Below are 17,446 nucleotides of genomic sequence, written 5' to 3' on the forward strand. Positions count from 1 at the left end.
CGAGAATGGCAGAGCAGGCACGAGCGGACGCGATCGCCGCCGCCGACAAGCAGTGGCGCGCCTATACCGAACCGCTTCTCGAGCTCGGCGGACAGGTCGCCGAGATGTGGCCTGAGGTCGACGACGACCCGCAACTGCGCGCGGAGCTACTGTGGTTTCTGTACTCGGAAATCGGCGCCGGCTTCATGACGGTGGCCTGGGCGAACGACCACCACCCCGACTTCTTCCCTTGCTGGGGGCAGGTTTTCAACAACGGTGGCAACATCAATCCCGACGGCGTGTACTACATGACCCCGATTGACGACAGCGGCGTGTATAAACTCGCCGGTTTTCGCGGCACCCTGCGCGTCGTCGACCTGCAGCTCGGCGACGGTTCGGTATTCGCATGGGGAAAGCTCAATGACGACTTCAGTTTCGGTCCGACACTGGCGAACTATGATCTCGACGACGATGTCACCATCGACGACGCGGGCTGGTTCGAAGTAATTCTGAGCGCACGGCGCCCCGACGGCTGGACGGGCGACTGGTGGCCGCTGCCGCCGAAAACCAACTACCTTCTCGTGCGCCAATTCGCCTACGACTGGATCAATGAGGTCGACGCGCGAATCGCCGTCGACCGTCTCGACACACCCGCCGCGAAGCCCCGCAGGACGGCCGAGGAGATCCAAGGGATGCTGGCCCGCGTCCCCGAGTTCATGTATGCGTCTCTGAAGACCCTCGATGTGCCGATCCACGCCGAATCCGGTCTCGGGGCACCGGGATTGGTGAACAATCTGGTCAAGATCGATTACGCCCCGGACCAGGCCGGCCGCGCCGGACAGTGGTACATCGCGGGCCGCTTCGACCTGCAGCCCGACGAGGCGTTGATCCTCGAAATCGCTCCCGGCGAATGCCGGTACTGGAACCTGCAGCTTGCCAACGAGGTGACCAACACCCTCGACTTCTACAACCGGCTCATCGGAATCAACGGATCACAGGCCGAACCCGACGCGGCGGGGGTGTTCCGTGTCGTGGTCTGCGATCGGGATCCCGGGGTGTGGAACTGGCTGGACACCGTGGGCCACCGCAGGGGCTTTCTCTGGGGACGCATGGACCGTACCAACGACTACGAGCCCAAGGCGAAGCTGGTTAAGTTCGCAGATGTGCGTGCCGAACTCGGGCCCCAGGTACGCGACGTGACACCGGCCCAGCGAGAGGCCGAGATTCGTAAGCGCCGGATGGGTGCACAGTTGCGCCGGCGGTGGTAGGGCGCCCCGGCGTCACGCCAGCGCAGCTGTGGCCGCCCCGGGTTGCGCCAGCGTGACGTTCGGCGACGCGACTCGGCAAAGAGCCCGTCTGGACCGGCGGCCCACCAGTCGGATTGGCGAGGTGGGCGTGATAGGAGCGCCTACCGGACAGGCGATCCTGAGCCCTCGGCAGGCGGCGCATCCTGGACTCGAAAACAACTTAAGCCTATAGTTTTGCGTGAATGCGCCCAGGTCTCCGAACTGCGCAGTGCGGGATATGACCGACCAGCCCCTTTGGCGCCGAACTGTTTTGGGAGGCGATAGGCAATGAAGGTGCGCCTTGAACGCAGCAAGTGCGCTGGGCATGCGCAGTGCTATGCGGTGGACCCGGATCTGTTCCCGATCGACGACGAAGGCTACTCAATCCTGCAGGACCACGTCGTCAGCGCCGGCGACGAACAGGTGACGCGCGATGGCGTCAACGCCTGCCCGGAGCTTGCGCTGATCCTCGAAGAGGACTAGCGACTATCGGCGCTGCCGGCTAATAACCTTCTCGCCATAGGTTAAAGCGTCGCAGACCCGCGCCGCAGGTCCGACGCGTGACACCTTCCTGCCGCGACCCGTCAGCCGGAAGATATCCGCCTTTCAGGACAATTTTTCGGTAGATCCGCGACACCGTCGGGGCCGACCGGACTGGTGACCGCAATCCAGCTGACATTTCTTGATTGACGTTTCATACCTAGTGTCGTAAGTTTAAGGCGACAGCCAAATGTAGCCGGGGTCACACCGGCGTGCTGCCACAGTGCCACGACCTCGCCCATCAGCCCAGGGCTTCGATACCGGAGGCCATTCGGGCCGGGGGCGCACCGCCAACCGAAGGAGCACGATGAAACTCGAGGGCAAAGTAGCCTTGATCACCGGAGCGGGTTCCGGCCTCGGCAGGCAGGCGGCGCAACTGTTCGCTGCCGAAGGCGCCAGAATCGCGATCGTCGACATCGACTCGGATCGTGCCGAGCAGGCGTCAAAGCTGGTCGAGCAACAGGGCGGTGACGCGATCGCAATCACCGCCGACGTCGCGCAGAAGGACCAGATAACCGCCGCGGTGGCCAACACCGTCGATCATTTCGGCAAGCTTGACATCGCCTGGGCCAACGCGGGAATCGTGTCGCGCGGCGGTGCGGCGGCCCTCGGTACCGAACCGGCCATCGAGTTCGAGGATATGACCGAAGCCGATTGGCAACATGTGCTGGGCGTCAACCTGAGTGGCGTCATCTACACCGCCCAGGCCGCGGTCCCCCCACCTGAAAGCCAATGGCGGCGGCACCATTCTCGCCACGTCCTCGGCGGCCTCTCTCGTCGCCTACCCAAAGATCCCCATGTACTGTGCGACCAAAGCCGGCGTCAACGGCTTGGTACGCGCCCTGAGTCTGGACCTCGGCCGCTACGGAATACGGGTCAACGCCATTGCGCCAACCCATGGCATGTCACCCAACTTCTTGATGCCCCCGGGAACCCCGGTGGTGGGCCAGTCCTACGAAGAGGTTGCGGGCCCGTGGAATCCCACCGTGTCGCCGATCCCACTGAAAATCCCCCGCCCCCCCGTCGCTGCTCGACAATGCCAAGGTGGCGTTGTTCCTGGTGTCCGACGACTCGGCCTACATCTCCGGGGCCACCCTCGGCGCCACCGACGGAGGAACCCTTGCCCGCGTCGGAATGTGGTTCCCCGACGACCTCAACCCCGAGCCCGTTCCCACGGCGAATTGAACTGGTGCCGAACTGAGTTCGCCAACGATTGGAGCGTAAAGAGATGACAACAGCTATGGACCGCGTACCCCCGAACCTCGTCACCGACTTCGACGTCTACGACCCGGACCTGGCCACCCCGGTCGACGTGTTTCAGGAGCGAGTGGCCGAGCTGGCCGCCAAAGGCCCCGTCGTGTACTCGCCGGCCTACGGTGGCCACTGGGTAATCACCCGGTACAAGGAAATTCATCAGGTGCTCACCGACCCGGAGACATTCTCCAGTCACCCGAACAACCTCGTCACACCCGTCGATTTCGGTAAATTCATTCCGCTCGAGCTCGACCCGCCGGAACACACCGCCTACCGTCAGGTCCTCCAACCGCTGTTCAGTCCGCAGCGCATGAAGAAGCTGTCGGGCGAAATCCGGACCGTGGTCAATGAATTGATCGACGGGTTCGCGTCGAAGGGCCACGCCGAATTCATCTCCGAGTTCGCCCACGAGTTACCGGCCCGGATCTTCTTGGCCCTGATGGACTGGCCGCTGGAAGATGCCCCGCTGTTCACCGAGGCCACCGACATCGTGTTGTTCGGAAAACCTGGTGGCACGCAAGAGGAGTCCGACCAGGCCCGCATCGCCGCCGGTCTGACCGTGGCCGGCTACTTCCAGAAGGTGATCGAGGACCGCCGGAACAATCCACGCGACGACGCGACGTCCACCCTGATCAATACCGAGGTCGAATTACCGGACGGCACAAGGTTGCTCGAGGACCAAGAGCTCATCTTGATGTTCTACTTGCTGTTGATGGGTGGTCTGCACACCGTGCAGGGATCGCTGGCCTGGGCCATCGTGCATCTGGTCAACAACCCCAGCCAACGAGAGCTCATCCTGGCCGACCCGGCCGTGATCCCCAAGGCGGTGGAGGAGATACTCCGCATCGAAGCGGCCGTCGCCGCCGGCCGCCGGGCAACCCGCGACGTCGAACTCGGCGGTGTCAACATCGCCGCCGGCGACCAGCTGTTGCTGATGTTGTGTTCGGCCAACCGTGATCCGGATACCTTCCCCGAACCCGACAAATTCGACATCAACCGCTCCCCCCAACCGGCACTTGTCCTTCGGCGCCGGGGTGCACCGCTGCCTGGGCTCCCATCTCGGGCGCATCGAGTTGACTGTCGCCCTCGAAGAGTTACACCGGCGTATCCCCGATTATCAACTGGTGGAAGAGGATCCCCCCCATCTTCCACTCGACGCAGGTGCGCGGCTGCCTTCGCATGCCGATCACCTTCACACCAGAGAAGTGAGTCCGATGACCACATCACTGCCCCGTCAGGACCGAATCCGTCGCGCGATCGAGCTGCTGCGCAACGAGACGACCGACAAGTTCGACGACGTCGTCGGCTTTTCCGCGAGCGAGTTCACCGATCCGGTGCTCGCGCAACAGGAGCGGGATCTCATCTTCGGCCGGGTCCCATCGATCATCGCCCACGGCACCGAGATCGCGCGTCCGTACGACTTCATGACCGTGCAGATGCCACGCAACAACGTCATCGTCGTGCGCCAAAAAGACGGCGGCGTCAAGGCGTTCGTCAATCTGTGCCGGCACCGCGGCGCGCTGTTGGAGGACAACGAGAAGGGCAGGTGCCGGTTCTTCTCCTGCCCCTACCACCGTTGGTCCTACGATCCCGACGGCTCGCTGCGGATGGTCACCCGAGATGCCACGTTCGGCGAGATCGACCGTAAGAAGCAGGGGCTGGTGGAGTTGCCGTGTGAGGAGCGGCACGGCTTCATCTGGGTGGTCGACAACGCTCACGCTTCGATCGACGTCGCGGCCTGGCTGGGCCCGGAAATGGATTCGATCTTGGCGGGCTATCACCTGGACAAACTCCAATGCGTACGGTCGGCCGGTTTCGACGAACCGACCAACTGGAAGATCATGCAGGATGCGTTCCTCGACGGCTACCACATTCAGTACGCGCACCCGAACACCGCGGGCAAGATCATCCACACCAATGTGATGGCATTCGAGGACTTCGGTCGGCACTGCCGATTCATCGCGCCTCGTAAGTCCATCGACCGCTGGCTGGAAGAGGATCCGGGCGACCGCGAGCTGGACCGCTACGTCACCGAGACGCATTTCCTGCTGCCGAACAGCACGTTGCTCCGCCAGCCAGACCACTTCCAGCTGTTGACCTTCCGCCCCCATCCGAGCGATCCCGCCCAGTCGCGCATGGAGCAGCGACTCATGGTTCCCAGTCAGGAAGAGTCCGGCATGGACGAGGCGCACTGGAACCGCCGGTGGGACAAGAACTGGGAGATTCTGCTGGCCGTCCTGCACAACGAGGACTTCCCGTTGCTGCGCAATTCGCAGCGCGGCATGGCCAGCGCGGATGCCGGCGATATGCTGCTGGGCCGCAACGAAACCGCCAACCAGGTATTTCGCCGGGAGACCAAAAAGCTGATCGCCGAAGGCAGCGGCACAGAATGACCCCACCATGATCAAATATGAATGGCGGACCACGCTCAGTGCCGACGAATCGGCCGAACTGTCCGACCTACTCGGCCGCGCCGCCGACTACGACGCTGAGCCGGAATACAATCGGATCGACTTTGCCGACGTCGATCGCGCTATGTCCCAACCAAATTCGTCACAACGCCACCTGTTGATCTGGATGCTGCCGCACGCCACCGCCATGGGTGAGCCCGATCAACCCGAACGGATCGCCGGGTTGCTGCAACTCAGTTGCCAGCCGGACGGATCGGCCTACGCCAGCGCCGTCATAGACCCCAGTCTGCGTTCGATCGGGATCATGACGCTTCTGGTGGAACGCGTCGGCTTGGACACGTCCGCTCCCGGCGGCTGGCTGGACACCGGTGCGCATACGGTGACCGCTTGGGCACAGGGCAACCATCCGGCTGCCGGCCGGCTTTCGAACCGGTTCCTCATCCCGCGCACCCGACGGGTGTGGAAACTTATCCGCTCGACCGACACACTCGAAGATGCCACCGCTGCACCGGTTCTCGAACCCGCCGACGATACATCACTCGCCGAGCTGAGCTGGGTGTCGGCGTCCCCGGGCGGAGGCCACACCTATGCGCTGCGTGAGGCGGGGCGCATATTTGGAGTCGTAGCACTGGATCTGCGGGCCGTGGCGTCCGACGAATTCGGCCGCTGCGGCACCATCGTGTCCGCCAGCGCTCCGCCGGCGGCCGAAGTGGCCCAGCGCCGCCGACTCCTCGACGGCGCGGCGGCCGTCGCGCACGAGGCCGGACTTACCGGCGTGATCGTTTACGTCGACGCCGACGACACAGCGATGGTCAACGCCTGCCGGATGGCCGGCTTCCAACACGACCGCACGGATGTGCGCTACGAAATCGGGGGCCACCGATGAGCGACACGATTCCGGCCGACTTGGCCAGCACCGCCGAATCCCACGGTAAAGCTGTTGCCGCAGGCGACAACAAGACAGTGCTGGCAGATTTTCTGCCCGACCGCGTAGGTCAGTTGATAGCCTCAGCCAAAGTCCCGGACCAGCTCAAGGACGCGCAGGTGCGCACCATCCGCGAAGCAGAGCCGGGCAGCTACGACGTCACCATTCGGTACACCAAGCTCGACGACCAATGGTTCGAATTGCGCAGCCACTGGGTGCGGTTCACCGATGGCAGCTGGCGAGTGGCCAGCGTCCGCAACATCCCGGACACCCCGCCGTGGACGAGTCTCACCGGCCCGTCCCCCGACGGTTTGGACACCGCGCACTGGGAGGGGCTACGAGCGGGAAGATTACTGATACAGCGCTGTCCGCGGTGCACGAGCTGGATCTGGTCGCCGCGCCCCATCTGCCCGGGCTGCCATTGTTTCGAACTGGAATTCGAGGACGTCGAACCGGTGGGAACCATCTACTCGTGGACACGCACCTGGCAACCCTTTACCCCGGAGGCCACCGGCCACCTTCCCTACGTGGTGGTGCTCGTCGAACTCCCCGCAGCCGCCAACCGCCGGGTGCTCGGGGTGCTCGCCCACGCCGACGGGCTGACCCCGCGCATCGGAGCGGCCGTTCGTGGAACCATCGAGCAGCCGCCCGACGACCGGTACTGGCCCCTGCTGCGCTGGCACTTACAGCCTGATTCGGACGGAGGCGTCCGGTGAGCGGGTTTCGAGGTTCGACCGCAGTGGTGGGTGTGGGATCCACCGACTACTACAAACGCGGCACCAGCCCGCTGTCGTCGGCACAGTTGGTGCTGCAGGCCATTCTGCGGGCCTGCGACGATGCGGGTGCCGATCCGCGCGCCGTGGACGGGTTCGTTTCCTACGCAGGGGATTCCAGCGAAGGTCTGGCTATCGGCGCCGCGCTGGGCGTCCATGAAGTGCGCTGGTCGACCCAGGTGTGGGGCGGCGGCGGCGGTGCGGTCGCTGCCGCAGTCAACTGCGCTGCCGCCGCGGTACACAGCGGTCAGGCCAGCTGCGTAGCGGTCTACCGCGGCCTGTCCGAGGCCACCGACGGTCGCGGGGCATACAACAAGGGACACATGGGCCACCTCTACGCCGCACACGGCATGATGGCTCCGGCCCAGGTGTGTGCGATGCGCACCCAGCGGATGCTCGAAGTCGACGGGGTACCACCTTCGACGATGGAAGCGATTGCGCTGGCCGGTTACCACCACGCACAAAACAATCCGAGCGCGGTAGCCTACGGTCAGCCACTCGATCATGACCGCTATCGGGGCGCTCGGCTCATCTCCGAACCGCTACGACTCTTTGACTGCTCTCGCGAAAATGACGGTGCCACAGCGGTTTTGGTGGTCAGCGCGGAGCGCGTCGGGGACTACCGCGGGACGCCGGCCTACATCCTGTCCGGCGTACAGGGCGCGGCGGCCGGCTGGACCGAATCGGTCGAGAACGAAAGCAACTACACCAGCGCGGGATTTCATCCCGCTTTGGTGAAGCGGCTGTGGGAGGGCGCGCAGCTGACGGCGAACGACGTCGACGTGGCGCAGGTGTATGAGAACTTCACCGGTCCGGCGGTAGCGTCGATGATCGATCACGGATTGTGCCCACCTGGGCCGGCCGCCGGCGAGGTCCTCACCGTCGACAACTTGACCGTCCAGCGTGGCCACCTCCCCATCAACACCGCCGGTGGAAACATCGCCGAAGGTTTCGTGCACGGCATCGGCCTGGTCGCCGAGGCGGTGCGGCAGATTCGCGGTGGCTCGCCCAATCCTGTTGTCGATGCTGATGTTTCGCTGCTGATCGGCGGACCGATGGCCCCGCTGGTGAGCTCGACGGTGTTCGGGTCGGCCGCCACCATCTGACCCGCTGGGGAAACGAGGAGGAAAATGGCCGCGACAGTCGGCTCCGCACTGCACTGGTGGGCAAGGACCAAGGGCGATCAACCCGCCATCATCCTCGGTGCGGAGCAACTCAGCTATCGGCAGCTGCACGACTGGTCCGGTCGGCTGGCACGTCGGCTGGTCGACGATGGCGTCAAACCCGGTGATCGGGTCGGCGTGCTGGCGCCCAACGCCCTGCAGTGGCCAGTGGCGGCGTTGGGGATCATGAAGTCCGGCGCGGTGATGGTGCCGTTCAACGCCCGCCTCAAGGCAGCCGAAATCCGCAAGATCGCCGACGACGCCGGGCTCAGCTTACTGATCGCCGCCCCCACCCATACCGCCGTAGCGCACGAGGCACGAGAGGCCGGCCGGGAATTCGCGGTGCTGTCTTTCGACTACGTCGACGCCGAACGAACCGGCGCTCCCGACGATTTCCGCGTCGACCCGGCCGGCGACGAGCCGATCGCGGTGATCTTCACCAGCGGCTCCACCGGCCTCTCCAAAGGCGTGATCCTGACCAGCAACACGCTGCTGGCCATGGTGCTGGAAAACACGCTGACCGAAGAGGGTTTCCGACCGGGCACCGTGACGTTACTGGTCCTGCCGTTGGCTTTCACGCCGGGCCTGGTGTACGGATTGCTGATCACCACGGTGCTGGGCGGAACGCTCATCGTCGAGCCAGAACTCAACCCGTCGCGCGCGGTCAAACTTATCGAGCAGCACTCCGTCCGCGCGATCTTCGGCGTCCCGCTGATCTTCGAGTCTCTTTCTCGTGCCGAAGAATTCCGCAACGCGGACTTGAGCTCGCTGCAAACCGCAATCGTCGGCGGAGCGGCGGTGCCTACGGACCTGCTGAAGCGCTGGGCCGACAAAGGGGTGTTGCTGCGCCAGATCTACGGAATGACCGAAGCGGGCGGTGTCGCGACCGCGACACAGAGAGCCGACGCGATGGCCCATCCCGACTCCTGTGGCAGCGGCTCCATCTTCACCGAAGTCGCGGTGGTGGACGAACACGGCTCGGTGGTCGGACCTGGTGAACACGGCGAGATCGTGGTGCGCGGTCCCGGGGTAACGCCGGGATATTGGGACGATCCGCAGACTACGGCCGCGGCAATCCGGGACGGCTGGCTACACAGCGGGGATCTGGGAACGCGCGACGAACAGGGACGCATCAAGTTCGTCGACCGGATGAAGGACCTGATCATCTCCGGTGGAATCAACATCTCTCCGGTGGAACTGGAAGCGACCATCGGCAGCCTTGACGGTGTCGCCGAAGTGGCCGTGATCGTGGCGCCGGACGAACGCTTCGGTGAGACGCCGGCGGCGATCATCACGGTGAAACCCGACGCCGAAGGCCTGGACGAGGCCGCGGTGATCGCGCACTGCGAGCGACTGTTGTCCGACTACAAAGTGCCACGGTATGTGGTGCTGCGGTCGGACCCACTGCCCCGGTTGCCTAGCGGAAAGATCGCCAAACAGGCTGTCCGAGAGGAATATCATGACATCAGCCAACGATTCACCCGGGCGAGATGACTCCGGGGCCGGTGCGGTTCTGCTACCCCCGCCGGGGATGTCCCTCAGCCTGGCCGGCCACGGCAGGGCCAAGCGGCGCACCAACACCAGCGTCCTGAGCACCGATGCCGCCGAGGCGCGCCAACAGATCCTGGCCGCGGCCGAGAATGTCATCGCCCGCTACGGCGTCTCGAAGACCACGATGGACGACATCGGCAAGCAGGCCGGTGTATCTCGTCCCACCGTGTACCGCTACTTCGGCGACCGCGACAATCTGTTGTGCGCCTTGATCGAACGGCGCACGCGGATGTTGTTCGATCGTGCCCGCGACTATATCTTCGGGTTCGAGTCTTTCGACCGGCAACTCGTCGAAGGGCTGTTGTACCTCGTCGACCATGGCCGCAAGGACCCGATCGTGCGGATCCTGGTCGGCCCCGAGAGCCTCGGTGTGACCACGCCGATCGTGAACGGATCCGCGCTGGTCGTCGAGCTCACCGCCGAGATGTGGGAGCCGGTGCTGCAACGGGCGATCCAGCGCGGCGAAATCCGTTCGGATCTCGACGTTCTGGCGGTGGGCCAGTGGCTGGCGCTGGTGCAGTTCATTCTGGTCGGGCGCCGCGATGTTGCCGGCGTCGACGAGCCCGCAACCCGGGAAATGCTTCAACGTTTCGTGCTGCCCGCGTTTATGCCCGAGACGGGCGACAAGTAGGCACGCTCGGCAAAACCGATAGAGCTGAACCCGGTCTGGTCAAGGCCGCCGGGTAGTCGGGCTTCGCGCTGATGGTGGCCCCTGAAACGGCTTCGTCGCTCAGAAGACGCTGTAGGCCCCGTCGACAACCACTTCATTGCCGGTGTGGTACGTCAGCCCGGGGTGCGCAAGAAACGGTGCGATAGCCAGGTAGTCATCGGCGGTTGCCCAGCGGCGCAACGGGATTCGCGCGGTAGCAGCCTTCATGAATCTCGGATCGGCACGCAGGAACTCGTTCATTGCGGTGGTCGTCCACCCTGGTACCAAGATGTTCACCCGGATACCATGGCGGGCCAGTTCCACAGCCAGGGTCCGGCCCAGACCGACCAAGCCGGTCTTGGTCACGGCGTAGGCGGCCTGGCGTGCGGCACCATAGCGCGCCACCATCGACGACACCACCACGATGGATCCGCTCCCGCGGTCGACCATGTGCCTGGCAGCGGCTCGTGTGGTCAGAAAGCTGCCGTCGAGGTTGGTGCGCAGGACGCGCTGCCAATCGGCCAGGGGCGTTTCGACATACGGGGCGAAGTCTGCGATGCCCGCATTGGCGAACAAGCTGTCGACGCGACCGAAACGTTGCAGGGTGGCGCTCATGGCGCTTTCGACGTCGGTTTCGACGGCCACGTCACACATTACCGACCAGGCTTCGATGCCCTCGGCACGCAGTGCGGCCACTGTCGCCTCGTTGCGGGCCTCGTTTCGCGCCCAGATCGCCACCGCCGCGCCCGCCAGCCCCGCACCTCTGGCCAAAGCCGCACCAATGCCGTCGTTTCCGCCAGTGACCACCACCGTGGTGCCGCTCAGGTCGTAGCTGAAGGGTGGCCGTTGTGCAGCATCGAGCGGCTGGTCGGCATTGCCTTCGGTCACGATGTGAGCTTTTGCAGCTCTCGGCGAAATATATGGTTCACCAACTCGTTTCGCCCGAGCAGCATCGGTCCGGCGTTCGCGCTTTCCATGGCCTGCTGTGATCCGCGTAGCAGCGGAAAGTCTTCGTCGAAAAGCACGGCTTGCAGGATGGCCCAGTTCTTCTCCCAAAGCTGTTGCCACCGTGCGTCATCCATGCCTGAGTCCGCGACGCTGGGAACCATCATCCGCATCTCCATCCGGCAACGGCCGGGCTCGGTGGGGTGTGGCCGAAATGTCAGCAACTCGAAATGCGTGGTCTGGCGAAGCAAAGTGCTGTTGGGTAAGAGGAAATGGCCGTCGATGATGTGTTTGGTCAGCAGCTCGATCGACGGGTCGTCGTCCAGGACACGGTCGATCGACTTGCGTGGGGTGGTCATGCGTACGTGACGCCCGTAGTCCTCGACGGTTTGCACATTGGTGTAGACGTGCTTTCCCGCGGAATTGGGGTGCGCGTACTGGATGTGGTAGTTGTCGATGAAGGCGTCCTGCATGATCTTCCAGTTGACCGGCTCGTCATAGGCCGCGCTGCGGAAGGTGACGAGCCGCTCGAGCGGATAGCTGCCCAGCAGCTCATCGAAAGCCTCGCCCAGCCCAAGCGGACACGTCGATGGACGCCGTGGCCTCATCGACCATCCATACCAGTCCGTGGCGTTCCTCGGTGGGCAGCTCGATCAGCCCATGCGCGGCGCGATCCACATCGCCGAAGGTGTTGCCCCGCGTCACCGCGCGTAACGAGCCGTCGGGGTTGTAGGACCAACGGTGGTATCCACAGGAGAACAGCCGACAGCTGCCTTGCCTCGCTCCTGCTCCTCGAGGAGCGCGCCGCGGTGCCGGCAGTGGTTGACGAATGACTTCACACCGCCGTCGCTCTGACGCACCACGATGACCTTGTTGCGTGGCATCTGCAGCGTGAGAAAGTCGCCCGGGCGCGGTATCTCCGAGCCGTGGCACACGATCGAGGGCACCCGGCCGAACACCAGTTCGCGTTCGCGCGCGGCGATCGCCGGATCGGTGAACTCGCTGGGCTGGATGGTTACCACGTCGTCGAATTCCGCTGTGGTGCCGTTTTTCAGGTGGTTGAGCAGCTTCGAGATGCGATCGTGGGGCGCCGCCGAACCCGCCAGAGCCTTCGTCACGCCGTGCCTCCTTGCGATTCACCATGCCAAGCGCGTCGCGTAATATCTACTATCACTAGGTTTACACCATTCATATGGACAAACAAAGGCCGTCATCGCGCCGAGCACTCGCACGCCGGCTGAGGTGATGCCGCAAATAAGCGGCTGACCAGCGGATGTGACGCTTGACACAGTTTACCTATACTCATAAGTTATAGGCATTGCCCGCCGCCCCAACGGGCATCGGTCGGCAGTGCCCGGGAAGGCACGGACGGCTTACCCGGGCCGACTGGGCAGCCCCAGGAACACAGTCAGCGCAGCAAATGGTACGGCTTAGGAGCAAGCTTGTTATGACCACTACCACCGACACAGTCCCCGCTGAGCTCGTCGTCGACTTCGACGTCTACGACCCCGCCTTGGCCGCCCCGAAAGACGTGTTCCAACAGCGAGTTCAGGAGCTGGCGGCGGTGGGTCCAGTGGTGTACTCCCCGCACTACGGCGGTCACTGGGTGGTCACCCAATACAAGGAAGTCGCGGAGGTGCTGCGCGACCCCGCCCGATTCTCCAGCTATCCCAACAACCTGGTTCCGCACGGCTTCGGCAAATTCATTCCCCTGGAATACGATCCGCCGCTGCACACGGTGCTCCGGCATGCGCTGCAACCACTTTTCAACCCGAACCGCATGAACGCGCTGGAACCCCAGATCCGAGCCATCGTGACGGAGTTGATCGACGGGTTCGCCGCGCGCGGATCAGCGGAGTACATATCCGAATTCGCCCACGAGCTGCCGGCGCGGGTTTTCCTGGCGTTGATGGGCTGGCCGTTGCAGGACGCGCCGATGTTCACCGAAGCGACCGACACCACGCTGCACGGCGTGCCGGGCGGCACCGAAGAGGAGTCCGCGGCAGCCCGGGCCGCCGCGGCCGCGCGGATGATGAATTACTTCGGCGCCGTGGTCACCGACCGGCGCAACCGCTCGGTCGACGCTTCCGACGTCACCGCATCCATCATCAACAGTTACATCGAAATCGACGGTGAGGTAAGACAATTCACCGATGAAGAGCTGTGCAACATCTTCATGCTGTTGCTCATCGCCGGATTGCACACCACCCAGGGGTCGCTGGCCTGGGGCATCATCCATCTGGCCGCTCACCCGGACCAGCGGGCAACGCCCGGACCAGCGGGCAACGCTGGTCGCAGATCCCAGCCTGATTCCTGCCGCAGTGGAAGAGGTGCTGCGTATGGAGGCGGCAGTCTCCATGGGACGCCGGGTGGTGCACGACACCGAACTGGGCGGTGTGCAGCTGCGGGCCGGCGATCAGATGTTGGTCATGCTCGCCGGTGCCAACCGAGACGGACGGGAGTTCGACAATCCCGACGACGTGCAAGTGAGCCGCACCCCGAACCGGCACCTGTCCTTCGGCACCGGCCCGCACCGATGCCTGGGCTCTCATCTGGCCCGCGCCGCGTCGAGCTTCGCATCGCCTTCGAGGAATTGCTGCGTCGGCTGCCCGACATCGAGCCCGATCCCGATCGACCCTCGGTGTCGAACACCGCGCAGGTGCGGGGCGTGCTGGAGTTGCACACGCGCTTCACCCCTGAGGCGCAGCCGGCGCAGCCCACGGCGTGAGCTTCGTTCTAGTACCTGGAGTTCAGGTCGAACGCCCGAATCTCGTTGTTGGAAAGTGACACTCGGCAGAGTGTGGTCCGGGGAGAAAGCAGGAGACCGCGTGCACGTGCATGAAGAATTGCTGGTCGGTGGCGAGTGGCGCAAACCCGCGTCGAAGGGGCGGATCAGTGTCGTTTGCCCATCCACCGAAGAGGTGATCGGGCAGGTACCCGACGCGGGTGTCGACGACGTCGACGCCGCGGTGCAGGCCGCCCGCACCGCGTTCGACCAGGGCACCTGGCGGGCTATGACCGTGGCCGAGCGGGCCGACGTACTGGAGCGCGCGCTGCAGTTGCTCGGCTCGCGCATCGATGAGATCAGCCGACTCGTCACCGCGCAGATGGGCCTGCCGGTCAGCATCGCCGGAATCCAGATCCCGGGCGCGCTGGACACGGGCCGCTTCTTCCTGCAGGCGGCACAGGCCGATCCGGTCAGCGAGGTCAGGCAGACCCAAACTTGCGCTGCAGCGGTGATCAAGGAACCGGTGGGCGTGGTGGCGTCGATCGCTCCGTGGAATGGGCCATTCAACATGGCCATCGCCAAAATCATCCCGGCCCTGGTGACCGGGTGCAGCGTGGTCTACAAGCCGGCCCCGGAGACGCCGCTGGACGCATTCTTCATCGCCGAGGCATTCACTCAGGCGGGCTTGCCTGCGGGGGTGTTCAACCTGATCACCGGAGACCGCGAGACGGGGGCCGCCCTGGTCGCGCATCCCGGGATCGACAAGGTCAGCTTCACCGGCTCCACTGCGGCCGGCCGTGAGATCGGCCGGGAGTGCGGCGGCAGCTTCAAGCGGTTACAGCTGGAACTGGGCGGTAAATCGGCGGCAATCGTTCTCGACGACGCCGACATCGCTGCCACCATGACCGGTCTGGCCATGGGCTGCTTTTTCAATACCGGTCAGGTGTGCGCGGCCTACAGCCGGGTGCTGCTGCCGGCAAGTCGCTACGACGAATTCGCCGCAGCGTTGGTGGCGACCGCCGAATCGTTCGTCGTCGGCGATCCGTTCGACCCCGCCACCACGATGGGGCCGCTGGTTTCGGCACGCCAGCGTGACCGGGTGCTGTCCTACATCGAGGCCGGCAAGAACGAAGGCGCCGTGATCGCCACCGGCGGTGGGATTCCCGCCGGCCTCGAAAAAGGCTTCTACGTCGAACCCACCGTTTTCACCGGCGCGGAGAACTCCATGCGAATCTGCCGCGAGGAGATCTTCGGGCCGGTGGTGGCGGTCCTGCGCTACGACAACCTGGAGCAGGCCATCGCGATCGCCAACGACTCCGACTACGGCTTGCACGGCGCGGTCTTCACGACCGACCCGGCCCGCGCGGCCGACGTCGCTCGGCGAGTGCGTACCGGGACGTTCAGCGTCAATGCCTTCGTGTACAACATCGAAGCGCCTTTCGGCGGGGTGAAAAACTCCGGCATCGGCCGCGACACCGGACCCGAAGCCGTGCAGGCCTACTACGAGTTGAAAACCGTCAATCTCGACGCGCCGACCGCCGCAATGTTCAGCTGAACGAGTATGCAGTACAGCTTCCGCACCCACCGCATCTCCGGCGGCATCGGCGCCGACGACCGGTACTGGGAAGCATTGGAAGAAGGCGTTTTTGAGCTTCCCCGTTGCGCGGACTGCGGACGCTGGGTCTGGCCCGCACACTTTCGCTGCGGGCAGTGCGGCGGCTGGGAACTGGACTGGGAACCCGTCGATCCAGTCGGCGCCGTGTACGCGTGGACGCGGTGTTGGTATACCTTCGACCGCACCACCGAACGCTCCCCCGACCTCCCCTACGTCGTTGTCCTGGCCGAGATTCCCGCTGCCGGTGGCGCCCGAGTCACCGGCGTGTTGGATGGCGCTGAGGAGCACTTGCGCATCGGCTCGCCGGTCCGGGGAAAGATCGACGCGCCATCGGCAAAAGCCAAGGGATACGCGACAATTCGTTGGGAACTGACCGGAGACTGAGAACCCGCAATGAGCACGTCGATCAACACGATGCTGCGTGGCACAACGGCGGTCGTCGGCATCGGCCAGACACCGTTCTACAAACGTGGAACCTCCGGACAGCCCGCGCTGAAGCTGGCACTGCGGGCCATCGTGGCGGCGTGCGACGACGCCGGCATCGATCCGGCAGATATCGACGGATTCGTCTCCTACGGCGCCGAACGCAACGACGGGCAACGGATGATGCCCGCATTGAACACCAAAGAGCTCCGGTTCGGGGCACTCGTTTGGACCCACGGCGGCGGTATCCCAGGGGCGTTGGGCCTGGCCGCGACCGCGATCGTAACCGGGCAGGCCGAGGTGGTCGCGGTGTACCGCGCGATGTCCGAAACGGGGGGACAACGCCTGCGGCTGGACGTCGCCCAGGACGACACCCCGGCTCAGCAATTGGTCAACGGGTTGGACGGGCCCGCCCAAATGTGCGCAATGCGCTCGATGCGGCTGATCGAGGCCGAAGGAGTACCGGCACGCACGTTCCGCGACATGGCTTTGGCGTCGTATTTTCACGCGCAGCGCAATCCCGCGGCTGTCGGGCGTGGGACCGAACTCGACGAATCGACATACGCGTCGTCGCGATGGATTTCAGAGCCCTACCGGCTGTTCGATTGCTCGCGCGAAAACGACGCGGGGGTCGCGGTCATCATGGTCTCCGCGCAGCGGGCCGCCCAGCTGCGCCAGCCGCCGGCCTATCTGCTCGGCGCACCGATGGGTGCGGCCCGCGACTGGGGCATGCGCGAAGAGAACCAGAACCCGTACTGGTCGGCGGGTTTCCAGGGTGTCGCGGACAGGCTGTGGGCCGAAACCGGATTCGGCCCGGGCGACGTCGACGTGGCCCAGATCTACGAAAACATGACCGGCATGGGCGTATCGGCGATCATCGAGCACGGCTTCTGCAGCCTGCAAGACGCCGCCGAGTTCATCCGATTCGACAACCTCATCGCTCCCGGTGGTGCGCTGCCGATCAATACCTCCGGCGGCAACCTCGCCGAAGGCTTCATCCATGGCATGAGTCTGGTGAACGAAGCCGTACGCCAGATCCGCGGCACCTCCACCAATCAGGTTCCCGGGGCCGCGCTGTCGCTGATGACCGGCGGGCCCGGCGATCCCGTCGTGTCCACCGCTTTGCTGGGCAGTGCCGACACCCTTTGACTCCGGCGCGTCGGCAGACAGGCTTATTGCCCCACACGGATAAACCTACTAGCAT

At 64.6% G+C, this 17,446-nt stretch carries 12 protein-coding genes and 5 pseudogenes; 15 read left to right on the forward strand and 2 right to left on the reverse strand.

Annotation, left to right across the window (positions count from 1 at the left end; translation table 11 throughout):
• Nucleotides 1-5 precede the first annotated feature (5 nt).
• From L6444_RS21635 to L6444_RS21680, 10 genes and pseudogenes are all read left to right on the forward strand, one after another.
• The gene (locus tag L6444_RS21635) at nt 6-1,247 is read left to right on the forward strand and encodes a hypothetical protein (protein ID WP_236977165.1); all 1,242 of its coding nucleotides are present in this window, start codon (nt 6-8) and stop codon (nt 1,245-1,247) included.
• Between the two features lie 306 nt (nt 1,248-1,553).
• Nucleotides 1,554-1,748 (forward strand): ferredoxin, encoded by a 195-nt coding sequence (locus L6444_RS21640; RefSeq protein WP_236977167.1) that lies wholly within the window; start codon nt 1,554-1,556, stop codon nt 1,746-1,748.
• A gap of 364 nt (nt 1,749-2,112) precedes the next feature.
• Nucleotides 2,113-2,990, forward strand: a pseudogene (locus L6444_RS21645) (SDR family NAD(P)-dependent oxidoreductase).
• A gap of 43 nt (nt 2,991-3,033) precedes the next feature.
• Nucleotides 3,034-4,268: pseudogene (locus tag L6444_RS21650) on the forward strand (cytochrome P450).
• A gap of 5 nt (nt 4,269-4,273) precedes the next feature.
• Complete coding sequence (locus L6444_RS21655) at nt 4,274-5,452, forward strand: aromatic ring-hydroxylating oxygenase subunit alpha (protein ID WP_236977168.1); 1,179 nt, start codon at nt 4,274-4,276, stop codon at nt 5,450-5,452.
• Between the two features lie 7 nt (nt 5,453-5,459).
• A complete protein-coding gene (locus L6444_RS21660) occupies nt 5,460-6,356 on the forward strand; it encodes a hypothetical protein (protein WP_236977169.1) in 897 nt (298 codons plus the stop codon).
• Complete coding sequence (locus L6444_RS21665) at nt 6,353-7,111, forward strand: Zn-ribbon domain-containing OB-fold protein (protein WP_236977170.1); 759 nt, start codon at nt 6,353-6,355, stop codon at nt 7,109-7,111. Before L6444_RS21660 ends, L6444_RS21665 begins: the two co-directional genes overlap by 4 nt.
• Nucleotides 7,108-8,274, forward strand: coding sequence for a thiolase C-terminal domain-containing protein (locus L6444_RS21670; protein ID WP_236977171.1), 1,167 nt, complete (start codon nt 7,108-7,110; stop codon nt 8,272-8,274). Before L6444_RS21665 ends, L6444_RS21670 begins: the two co-directional genes overlap by 4 nt.
• A 24-nt stretch (nt 8,275-8,298) precedes the next feature.
• Complete coding sequence (locus tag L6444_RS21675) at nt 8,299-9,825, forward strand: class I adenylate-forming enzyme family protein (RefSeq protein WP_236977172.1); 1,527 nt, start codon at nt 8,299-8,301, stop codon at nt 9,823-9,825.
• A 37-nt stretch (nt 9,826-9,862) separates the two neighbouring features.
• The gene (locus L6444_RS21680; protein WP_236977173.1) at nt 9,863-10,513 is read left to right on the forward strand and encodes a TetR/AcrR family transcriptional regulator; all 651 of its coding nucleotides are present in this window, start codon (nt 9,863-9,865) and stop codon (nt 10,511-10,513) included.
• A gap of 99 nt (nt 10,514-10,612) precedes the next feature.
• Here L6444_RS21680 and L6444_RS21685 read toward each other — a convergent pair whose 3' ends face one another.
• Nucleotides 10,613-11,419 carry an SDR family NAD(P)-dependent oxidoreductase gene (locus tag L6444_RS21685; RefSeq protein ID WP_236977174.1) on the reverse strand — a complete coding sequence of 269 codons (807 nt, stop codon included), beginning with the start codon at nt 11,417-11,419 and terminating at the stop codon, nt 10,613-10,615.
• A pseudogene (locus L6444_RS21690) lies at nt 11,416-12,582 on the reverse strand (aromatic ring-hydroxylating oxygenase subunit alpha). Before L6444_RS21690 ends, L6444_RS21685 begins: the two are co-directional and overlap by 4 nt.
• A 926-nt stretch (nt 12,583-13,508) precedes the next feature.
• Between L6444_RS21690 and L6444_RS30770 the strand changes: the two are divergent.
• The 5 genes and pseudogenes from L6444_RS30770 to L6444_RS21710 all read left to right on the forward strand — a co-directional run.
• Nucleotides 13,509-13,721: pseudogene (locus L6444_RS30770) on the forward strand (cytochrome P450); the annotation flags it as partial.
• Nucleotides 13,722-13,833: 112 nt separating this feature from the next.
• Nucleotides 13,834-13,980 (forward strand): annotated as a pseudogene (locus L6444_RS30775) (cytochrome P450); the annotation flags it as partial.
• Between the two features lie 324 nt (nt 13,981-14,304).
• Nucleotides 14,305-15,759, forward strand: a complete 1,455-nt coding sequence (locus L6444_RS21700) for an aldehyde dehydrogenase (protein WP_236977175.1) — start codon at nt 14,305-14,307, stop codon at nt 15,757-15,759.
• Between the two features lie 6 nt (nt 15,760-15,765).
• Nucleotides 15,766-16,203, forward strand: a complete 438-nt coding sequence (locus tag L6444_RS21705; protein WP_236977177.1) for a Zn-ribbon domain-containing OB-fold protein — start codon at nt 15,766-15,768, stop codon at nt 16,201-16,203.
• A 9-nt stretch (nt 16,204-16,212) separates the two neighbouring features.
• Entirely contained in the window at nt 16,213-17,391 is a 1,179-nt protein-coding gene (locus tag L6444_RS21710; RefSeq protein WP_236977179.1) for a thiolase C-terminal domain-containing protein, read from the forward strand.
• Nucleotides 17,392-17,446 lie beyond the last annotated feature (55 nt).

Source organism: Mycobacterium kiyosense, from assembly GCA_021654635.1.
In the GTDB taxonomy this organism is placed as follows: domain Bacteria; phylum Actinomycetota; class Actinomycetes; order Mycobacteriales; family Mycobacteriaceae; genus Mycobacterium; species Mycobacterium kiyosense.

What these genes read in the sequence shown, in the direction of transcription:
- L6444_RS21635 (WP_236977165.1), top strand. Translation starts at nt 6, where the DNA reads ATGGCAGAGCAGGCACGAGCGGACGCGATCGCCGCCGCCGACAAGCAG.
- L6444_RS21640 (WP_236977167.1), top strand. Translation starts at nt 1,554, where the DNA reads ATGAAGGTGCGCCTTGAACGCAGCAAGTGCGCTGGGCATGCGCAGTGC.
- L6444_RS21655 (WP_236977168.1), top strand. Translation starts at nt 4,274, where the DNA reads ATGACCACATCACTGCCCCGTCAGGACCGAATCCGTCGCGCGATCGAG.
- L6444_RS21660 (WP_236977169.1), top strand. Translation starts at nt 5,460, where the DNA reads ATGATCAAATATGAATGGCGGACCACGCTCAGTGCCGACGAATCGGCC.
- L6444_RS21665 (WP_236977170.1), top strand. Translation starts at nt 6,353, where the DNA reads ATGAGCGACACGATTCCGGCCGACTTGGCCAGCACCGCCGAATCCCAC.
- L6444_RS21675 (WP_236977172.1), top strand. Translation starts at nt 8,299, where the DNA reads ATGGCCGCGACAGTCGGCTCCGCACTGCACTGGTGGGCAAGGACCAAG.
- L6444_RS21680 (WP_236977173.1), top strand. Translation starts at nt 9,863, where the DNA reads ATGTCCCTCAGCCTGGCCGGCCACGGCAGGGCCAAGCGGCGCACCAAC.
- L6444_RS21705 (WP_236977177.1), top strand. Translation starts at nt 15,766, where the DNA reads ATGCAGTACAGCTTCCGCACCCACCGCATCTCCGGCGGCATCGGCGCC.
- L6444_RS21710 (WP_236977179.1), top strand. Translation starts at nt 16,213, where the DNA reads ATGAGCACGTCGATCAACACGATGCTGCGTGGCACAACGGCGGTCGTC.